The organism is Microbacterium sp. Bi128 (assembly GCF_918698205.1).
In genome coordinates, this window is the sequence record NZ_CAKKMM010000192.1 from 1 (window position 1) to 7,458 (window position 7,458).

The 7,458-nt window shown below is 67.6% G+C and carries 6 protein-coding genes and 1 pseudogene; 3 read left to right on the forward strand and 4 right to left on the reverse strand.

What is annotated here, in order from left to right:
• From LQV45_RS14080 to LQV45_RS14090, 3 genes are all read right to left on the reverse strand, one after another.
• On the reverse strand, positions 1 to 1,602 hold a 1,602-nt coding region (locus LQV45_RS14080; protein WP_230007571.1), incomplete at its 3' end, for a sugar phosphate isomerase/epimerase and 4-hydroxyphenylpyruvate domain-containing protein.
• Positions 1,602 to 2,483: a shikimate dehydrogenase gene (locus LQV45_RS14085; RefSeq protein WP_230007572.1), complete on the reverse strand. Its 882-nt coding sequence runs from the start codon at positions 2,481 to 2,483 to the stop codon at positions 1,602 to 1,604. The genes LQV45_RS14085 and LQV45_RS14080, both read right to left, overlap by 1 nt.
• 216 nt (positions 2,484 to 2,699) lie before the next feature.
• Positions 2,700 to 3,542 (reverse strand): IclR family transcriptional regulator, encoded by an 843-nt coding sequence (locus LQV45_RS14090; RefSeq protein ID WP_230007573.1) that lies wholly within the window; start codon positions 3,540 to 3,542, stop codon positions 2,700 to 2,702.
• Between the two features lie 225 nt (positions 3,543 to 3,767).
• On the opposite strand from LQV45_RS14090, the gene LQV45_RS14095 reads away from it, so the two are divergent.
• On the forward strand, positions 3,768 to 5,084 hold the full coding sequence (locus LQV45_RS14095; RefSeq protein ID WP_230007574.1) for an MFS transporter: 1,317 nt from the start codon (positions 3,768 to 3,770) through the stop codon (positions 5,082 to 5,084).
• Between the two features lie 127 nt (positions 5,085 to 5,211).
• Here LQV45_RS14095 and LQV45_RS14100 read toward each other — a convergent pair whose 3' ends face one another.
• Positions 5,212 to 6,297, reverse strand: a complete 1,086-nt coding sequence (locus LQV45_RS14100) for an ATP-dependent DNA ligase (RefSeq protein ID WP_230007575.1) — start codon at positions 6,295 to 6,297, stop codon at positions 5,212 to 5,214.
• Positions 6,298 to 6,415: 118 nt separating this feature from the next.
• On the opposite strand from LQV45_RS14100, the pseudogene LQV45_RS14105 reads away from it, so the two are divergent.
• Together LQV45_RS14105 and LQV45_RS14110 are read left to right on the forward strand one after the other, a co-directional pair.
• Positions 6,416 to 6,562: pseudogene (locus tag LQV45_RS14105) on the forward strand (LLM class F420-dependent oxidoreductase); the annotation flags it as partial.
• A gap of 71 nt (positions 6,563 to 6,633) precedes the next feature.
• A partial coding sequence (locus tag LQV45_RS14110) for an alpha-amylase family glycosyl hydrolase (protein WP_253074570.1) occupies positions 6,634 to 7,458 on the forward strand: 825 nt, incomplete at its 3' end.

The window sequence follows — 7,458 nt, forward strand, 5'->3', positions numbered from 1 at the left end:
CCCTTCCTGCTGGATCAGCGGGGCCAGGTTCAGCACCAGGCGGACGCCGCGGTCCTGCGTCAGCATCACCTGGGACCGGACCAGCCCGGTGGGGCTGGCCACCTCGGCGAACGGCTGCGGTTCCAGTGCGAGGGCGCTGGTGTAGAAGAGCACGGCCTCGTCGAAGTGCTGCCACGGCTGCGCGAGGTTCACGTGGTCGATCACCGCGCCCGGGTGCTCTGCCGGGTCCGCCGCGGCGACGTCCGGGCCGTCGCCGAATTCCCGGGTCCACGCGGGGGTGCCGTCCGGGCTGCCCTGGCAGAGGAAGATTTCGGTGGAGTCCGGCGCGGCGAAGCCCTGGAAGACTTCCTCGTTGGCCTGGCTCTTGCGCGGCACGGCGGGGGCCTTGAGCTGCTGGGCGCGGGCGGCGGCGATGACGGGAGAGTCGACGTCGAAGCCCAGGGCGGAGATGGCAGGGGCGGCGGGAGCCGGCTGGCCGGTACCGGCGGCAGCGGTCGCCGTGCCGATGGCTGCCGGTTCTTCGTTGATGATCACGCGCGCGTGGCCCATGGTCCACAATTGCACATCCTTCGTGCGATGCCGCCCGTTGAACGCAAACCCCAGCTGGCCCAGCAGGGTTTCCAGTCCGGCGGTGTCACCGGCCCGGACCTCGGCGAAGTTGAAGCCGGCGGGCTCGGCCACGCGGGGAAGCGTGGCAAGCTCCATGGGGTAGCGGCGCCGGGCACCGGACACCGGGCCCGCCGCCCCGCTGGTCATCCCGCCTGCTGCATTCGCCGGGTTTGCCTCGAGCCAGGCGGCGCTCTGCTCTTCGAGCCAGATCAGCGACCGCATGGCGTCGACGGCGGTGCGCTCGACGTCGGCCTGGCGGAAGACGTCGTTGAACACTTCCAGCGACACCGGTCCCGTGTAGCCCGCGCGGACCACGTGGCCCATGAACTTGGCGAGTTCGAACTGGCCCTCCCCTGGAAACACCCGGTAGTGCCGGCTCCAGGACAGCACGTCCATGGACAGCTTGGGGGCATCGGCGACCTGGACGAAGAAGATTTTCTCCGGGTCGAAGGCCTCGATCGGCGCGGTATCCCAGTCCCGGGAGAGGATGTGGAAAGAGTCCAGGCAGGTGCCCAGGCTGGGGTGGTCCACCATCCCAACCAGCCGGTGGGCGTGCTCGTAGTCGTTCACGTACTTGCCCCAGGCCAGGGCCTCATAGGCGACCTTGACGCCGTGGTCACCCGCGAGGTCCGCGAGCCGGGAAAGCTGTGCGGCGCGGAGCTCGTCATCGTCGATCGTGGCGGTGCCGACGTTGGAGCAGAGCAGCATGGTGTCCATGCCCAGGCGGGACATGAGCCGGAACTTGGCGTCCGCGCGGCGCAGGTTGGCGGCGAGCAGGTCCTCGGGAACGCTGTCGAAGTCCCGGAACGGCTGGTAGAGATCCAGGGTCAGGCCAAGGTCGGCGGCCAGTTTCCGGACATCCTCCGGGCTCAGGGGCGACGTCACGAGGTCCTGTTCGAAGATCTCGATCCCGTCGAAGCCGGCCACCGCGCAGGCCTGCATTTTTTCCCGCAAGGTGCCGGCGAGGCAGACGGTGGCGATCCCGGTGCGCATCAGGCGGGCACCTCTTCCGCGGCCACAAGTTCCAGGAAGTGGGAGCGCATGCGGTCGGCGTCGGCCTGGCGCCCGGTGAAGATCCGGAAGGCGTCCGCCGCCTGGCCCACGGCCATCCGGCCGCCGTCGAGCACCTCGCAGCCCTTGGCGCGCGCCTCGCGGACGAGCTCGGTTTCGATCGGCCGGTACACGATGTCGGCCACCCAGTGCCGGGACTCCACGAGGGACATGTCCAGCGGAACCCCCGGATGGGCGGCCATGCCCACGGGGGTGCAGTGCACCAGGCCGTCGGCCTGCGGCATGAGCTGCGGGAGCTCCGCCGTCGTCCGGGCGGTGACGGTCCGGTCCGGGAAGAACCCGGCGAGCTCGGCCGCCCGCGCGGCGGACCGGGCCGCGTCGGTGTCCACGAGGTCCAGCTCGCGGACCCCCGCGGTGAGCAGGGCGTAGGCGACGGCGGAGCCGGCGCCGCCGGCCCCCAGCTGCACCACGCGATCCAGGGTGGCGCCGGGAAGCCCGGAGGCCAGCGCCGCGGCGAAGCCGGAGAAGTCGGTGTTGTGGCCAATGAAGCGGCCGTCGCGGATCACCACGGTATTGACGGCGCCCAGGCGCCGGGCGTCGGCGGAGACCTCATCCAGGTACTCGAGCACGAGCTGCTTGCAGGGGTGCGTGATATTCAATCCGTTGAACCCGAGGCTTCGGGCGCCGGAGAGCAACTCCCCCACGGCCCGGCCGGGCAGGCCGAGTTCGGTGAGGTCGATGGGGCGGTAGAGGTACCGGAGGCCCTGCACGTCGCCCTCGCGTTCATGCATGTAGGGCGTGAGGGAGGGCATGACGCCGTCTCCCACGAGGCCCACGAGGAAGGACTCTGCTCGATTGCTCATCCAGTTTGCTCCTTTGACAACGGCACTCGGCGGGCTGCGACGCTTGCGGCGTCCGCGGCGGGCCGGGTGATAGGGATTACATTACAGACTTTGTTCACATGTTGCACTGTTGTTCGAATGACGAACATATTATTACGGCGCCGGCTCGTTTCGGCGCCAGCTTTCGTGACGCAGGCTTTCATGACGCAGGCTTTCATGACGCAGGCTGGTCGGCCGTCACCGCTGGGGCAGCCGGGCCGACAGCTCGGCGGCCGCCGCCTGCAGCAGCGGCACGAGGGCCACGAGAGCCTCCATGCTCAGGCGGAAGACCGGGACCGCCGTGGCCAGCGAGGCGAAGGCGTGCCCCTGGGCGTTGAAAACCGGGACGGCGACGGCGCGCATGCCGAGTTCGTTTTCCTCATCCATGGTGGCGAAGCCCTGGCGCCGGACCTGCTCGATTTCGGCCCGGAAAGCCTCGCGGTCCGTAATGGAGAGCGCCGTCAGCGGTTCCAGGGGCAGCTCCTCGACGAGCTGGGCGCGGGTGGCGTCGTCGGCGAACGCCACCAGTGCCTTGCCCACCGAGGTGGTATGAAGTGCCCCGAGATGCCCGGGGTCGCTCGTGACCCGGAAGGTCTGCGGGCCGTCCACCTTGTTCACCGTCAGGTGGTGGATGCCATCCCGCACGGAGAGGATGGTCGCCTCACCCGTTTCCTCGGTCACGCGCCGCAGGATCGGCAGGGCCGTACCCGCGAAGCCGTGGTGGTTGGAGACGCGCTGGCCAAGCTGGAAGACCCTCAGTCCCAGGTGGTACCGGCGGCCGTCCGGCTCGTAGTCAACGAAGCCGTCCCGCGTCAGGGAGCCGAGCAGGCGGTAGGTGGTACTGAACGGCAGATCCGCGCGGCGGGAGATCTCCGCGGCGCTGGCGCCCCGCGGCTCGTCGCCCAGGAGGACCAGCAGGCCCAGGGCCTTGCCCACCATGTCCGTCCGCGAGTCCTCCCTGGCGGCCTTGGCAGGCTTCGAAGGGGCTTCCGCCGGATACCCGGAAGCGGCGGGAACATCTGTGGTTTGATTCACACTCATGCATCGATGTTCCCACATAGTGAGAGCTATTTCTAGATGGTGATTATTTTTGTTGACAAGTGACTGTGCTCACAGTCATGATTGCTACATCGCACAAGTAGCTTCCACCATGTGGCTACTAGTCCGGGTCTTTCCACGGACCTCCGGCTGCACCACACTTAAGCAAGCGGCAGCCGAGACCTTCCTGATCCATCCGCGACAACGTCGTCACACCAAAGGAACACCATGAGCCACACTGTCCCGTCCACGACGCCGGGTATAACCACAGGAGGGACGCCGAAGAAGGCGGCCCTTGCCAGCTTCCTGGGCAGCGCCGTCGAGTATTACGACTTCTTCATCTTCGGTTCCGCAGCCGCGCTGATCTTCCCGCATGTCTTCTTCCCCGATGCGGACACCAACGCGGCGATCATGTCGTTCGCCACCTTCGGCTTTGCCTACATTGCCCGCCCGGTCGGCGCCGTTATCCTCGGCCACTTCGGTGACAGGATAGGGCGCCGGAAGGTCCTCATGTTCACGCTGTTGCTGATGGGCGCCTCCACCTTTGCCATCGGCTGCCTGCCGGACTTCAAGACGGTCGGCTGGTGGGCCCCTGTCCTGCTGGTGCTGGCGCGTCTTTGCCAGGGCTTTTCCGCCGCCGGCGAGCAGGCCGGCGCCTCGTCCATGACGCTCGAGCACGCCCCGGACAACCGCCGCTCCTTCTTCACCTCCTGGACTCTGACCGGCACCCAGGGCGGCCAGATCCTTGCCGCCCTCGTCTTCATCCCGGTCCTCGCCCTGCCTGACGACATCAAGTACACGATCGGCTGGCGCATCCCGTTCTGGCTCAGCGCCGTGGTTGTGCTGATCGCGTTCTTCATCCGCCGCACCCTGCACGAACCGCCGGCGTTTGAGGAGGCCCAGAAGACCAAGCAGATCTCCAAGCTCCCCGTCGCGGACCTCCTCAAGAGCCACTGGCGCGATGTCCTCCGCGTCATCGCCTGCGCCTTCATCGCCGCCGTGTCCACCGTCTTCGGCACCCTGGCCATCAGCTACGCCAAGAACGTCGCCGGCGTGGACGGCACCACCACCCTCTGGCTCGTCGTCGGCGCCAACTTCATGGCACTGGGCACCCAGCCGCTCTTCGGCATGCTCGCCGACAAGATCGGCCGCAAGCCGGTCTTCATCTACGGCGCACTGTCCAGCGCAGCCCTGACCCCGGTCTTCCTGTTGAGCCTCGAATCCGGCAACGTCGCGCTGATGTTCCTTGCGGCAATCGCGTTCTTCTCCTTCGGCTACGCTGCGGCCAACGCGGTCTGGCCCTCCTTCTACGCCGAGATGTTCAGCACTAACGTCCGCTTCTCAGGCCTCGCAATCGGCACCCAGCTGGGCTTCCTGATGGCCGGCTTCGCCCCGGCGATCGTGGCGGCCATGGGCGGCATCCAGCCCGGCGGCTGGGTCCAGATCTCCATCTTCACCGCAATCATCTGCCTCATCGCCACCGTCGCGGCGCTGACGGCCAAGGAAACATTCCGGGTCCCCACCAAGCAGCTCGGCCAGCGGTAGCCCCCGCACCCGCAGCGGATCTCAACCGCACTTCCGCACAGCTTTTCCGCACCGCACGACGGCGTCCCGTCCCTTTAGTGGCGGGCCGCCGTCGTTGATGCGTTAAGCGGGTTAGCGGGCTAACCGGTTAGCGGGCGGCGCCCAGTACCGCGGCGAGATCGAACTTCACCGGTTCCTCCAGCTGGTCATAGGTGCAGGAACGCGGATCACGGTCCGGACGCCAGCGCAGGAACTGGGCTGTGTGCCGGAACCGTTCGCCCTCCATATGGTCATACTTCACTTCCACCACGCGCTCGGGCCGCAGCGGGGTGAAGGACAGGTCTTTGCCGCCGCTCCACCGGCTTCCCTCGGCCTTCCGCGGAGTGCGCGCCCCCTCCTCCTGCCGGGCCCAGGCCCAGGGGTGGCCGTCAAAACCGGTGACCAGCTCCTGCAGCTCGGCAAACAGCTCCGCGCGCCGGGCCATCGGGAAAGCTCCCACCACGCCGACGTTCGCCAGCACCCCGGCTTCGTCGTAGAGCCCCAGGAGCAGCGAGCCGATCCGGTCCGGACCGGAGGTGTGCACGCGGTATCCGGCGAGCACGCAGTCCGCCGTCCGTTCGTGCTTGACCTTGACCATCGCGCGCTTGTCCGGCTGGTAGCTGCCCTCCAGCGTCTTGGCCACAATCCCGTCCAGTCCGGCGCCCTCGAACTGCCGGAACCAGCGCTGCGCCGTGTCCCGGTCGGAGGTCGCGGCTGTGAGGTGGACCGGCGCCGCGCTGGCTGCCAGTGCGCGCTCCAGCTGCCGGCGGCGCTCGGAGAAGGGTTGGCCCGTGAGATCCTCGTCGCCGAGGGCCAGCAGGTCGAACGCCACGAAGCGCGCCGGGGTCTGTTCCGCGAGCAGCTTCACCCGGCTGGCGGCCGGATGGATGCGCTGCTGGAGCGCGTCGAAGTCCAGCCGGTCACCGGAGGCCGCCACCATGATGATCTCGCCGTCCACCACGCAGCGTTCCGGCAGCTCCGACTTCAGCGCCTCGACAAGCTCGGGGAAATAGCGCGTCATCGGCTTGCCGTTCCGGCTGCCGATCTCCACCTCGTCGCCGTCACGGAAGATGATGGAGCGGAACCCGTCCCATTTCGGCTCAAAGAGCCAGCCCGTTCCGGCGTCCGGCGACGGCAGGGCCGGGAGTGCTTTGGCCAGCATGGGCGCAATGGGAGGCATCAACGGCAAGTGCATAGCGCCCATTCTTGCGCCGCGGACCCGGGACCGCCAGCCCCACGCTGTGGGTCCTCGCGAGGGGCTCCTCAACTGGGGGCTCCTCGACACGGCCCGGCCCCGGCGGTAAACATGGGTGATGGCTACCATCGGGTTCCACGCCTCGCATGAGCAGATCAGCCCCCGGCGCCTCCTGCAGGACGTTCAACTGGCCGGGCAGGCCGGCTTCGATGCCGCCATGTGCTCGGACCATATTGAGCCGTCGTCCGCCCGGCAGGGCCACACCTTCGCCGAACACGTCCTCCCCCAACTCCGCCCGGCGGCGGGACAGGCTCCGGCCGGAACGGACGGTGCGCTGTGAGAATCGCCGAGACCTCGGACCTCTGGTGGAAGAACGCGGTGATTTACTGCCTGGATCCGGAGACGTTCATCGACGGCGATGGCGACGGCACCGGAGATTTCGGCGGACTGATCCAACGGGTGGACTATCTTGCCGCTCTCGGCATCACGTGCATCTGGCTCATGCCCTTCTACCCTTCCCCGGACCGCGACGACGGCTACGACGTCACCGACATGTACGGCGTGGATCCCCGGCTCGGAAGCCTGGGGGACCTGGTGGAATTCATCCGCACCGCCAACGACCGCGGCATCCGGGTGATCGCGGACTTCGTCATCAACCACACCTCCGACCGGCACCCGTGGTTCGTCCAGGCGCGCAAGTCCGTGGACAACCCCTACCGCGACTACTACGTCTGGCGGAAGGACACGCCGCCGGACACCTCGGACCAGGTGGTGTTTCCCGGCGAGGAAACGTCCATCTGGACCCAGGACAAGGCCACCGGTGAGTGGTATCTGCACATGTTCGCCAAACACCAGCCGGACCTGAACGTGATGAATGCCAAGGTGCGGGACGAGATTGCGAAGTCAATGGGATTCTGGCTGCAGCTGGGCCTGGACGGCTTCCGGCTGGACGCGGTGCCCTTCTTCCTGGAGCTGGTCGGCGAGCCCAAGGATGAAGCCGCGAAAATCGACCCGCACCAGTACCTGAGCGCCCTGCGCAGCTTCCTCAACCGCCGCCATGGCAGCGCGGTGCTGCTGGGCGAGGTCAACCTTCCATACAAAGAGCAGCTGAAGTACTTCGGCGGCCCTGCCGGCAACGAGCTGAACATGCAGTTTGATTTC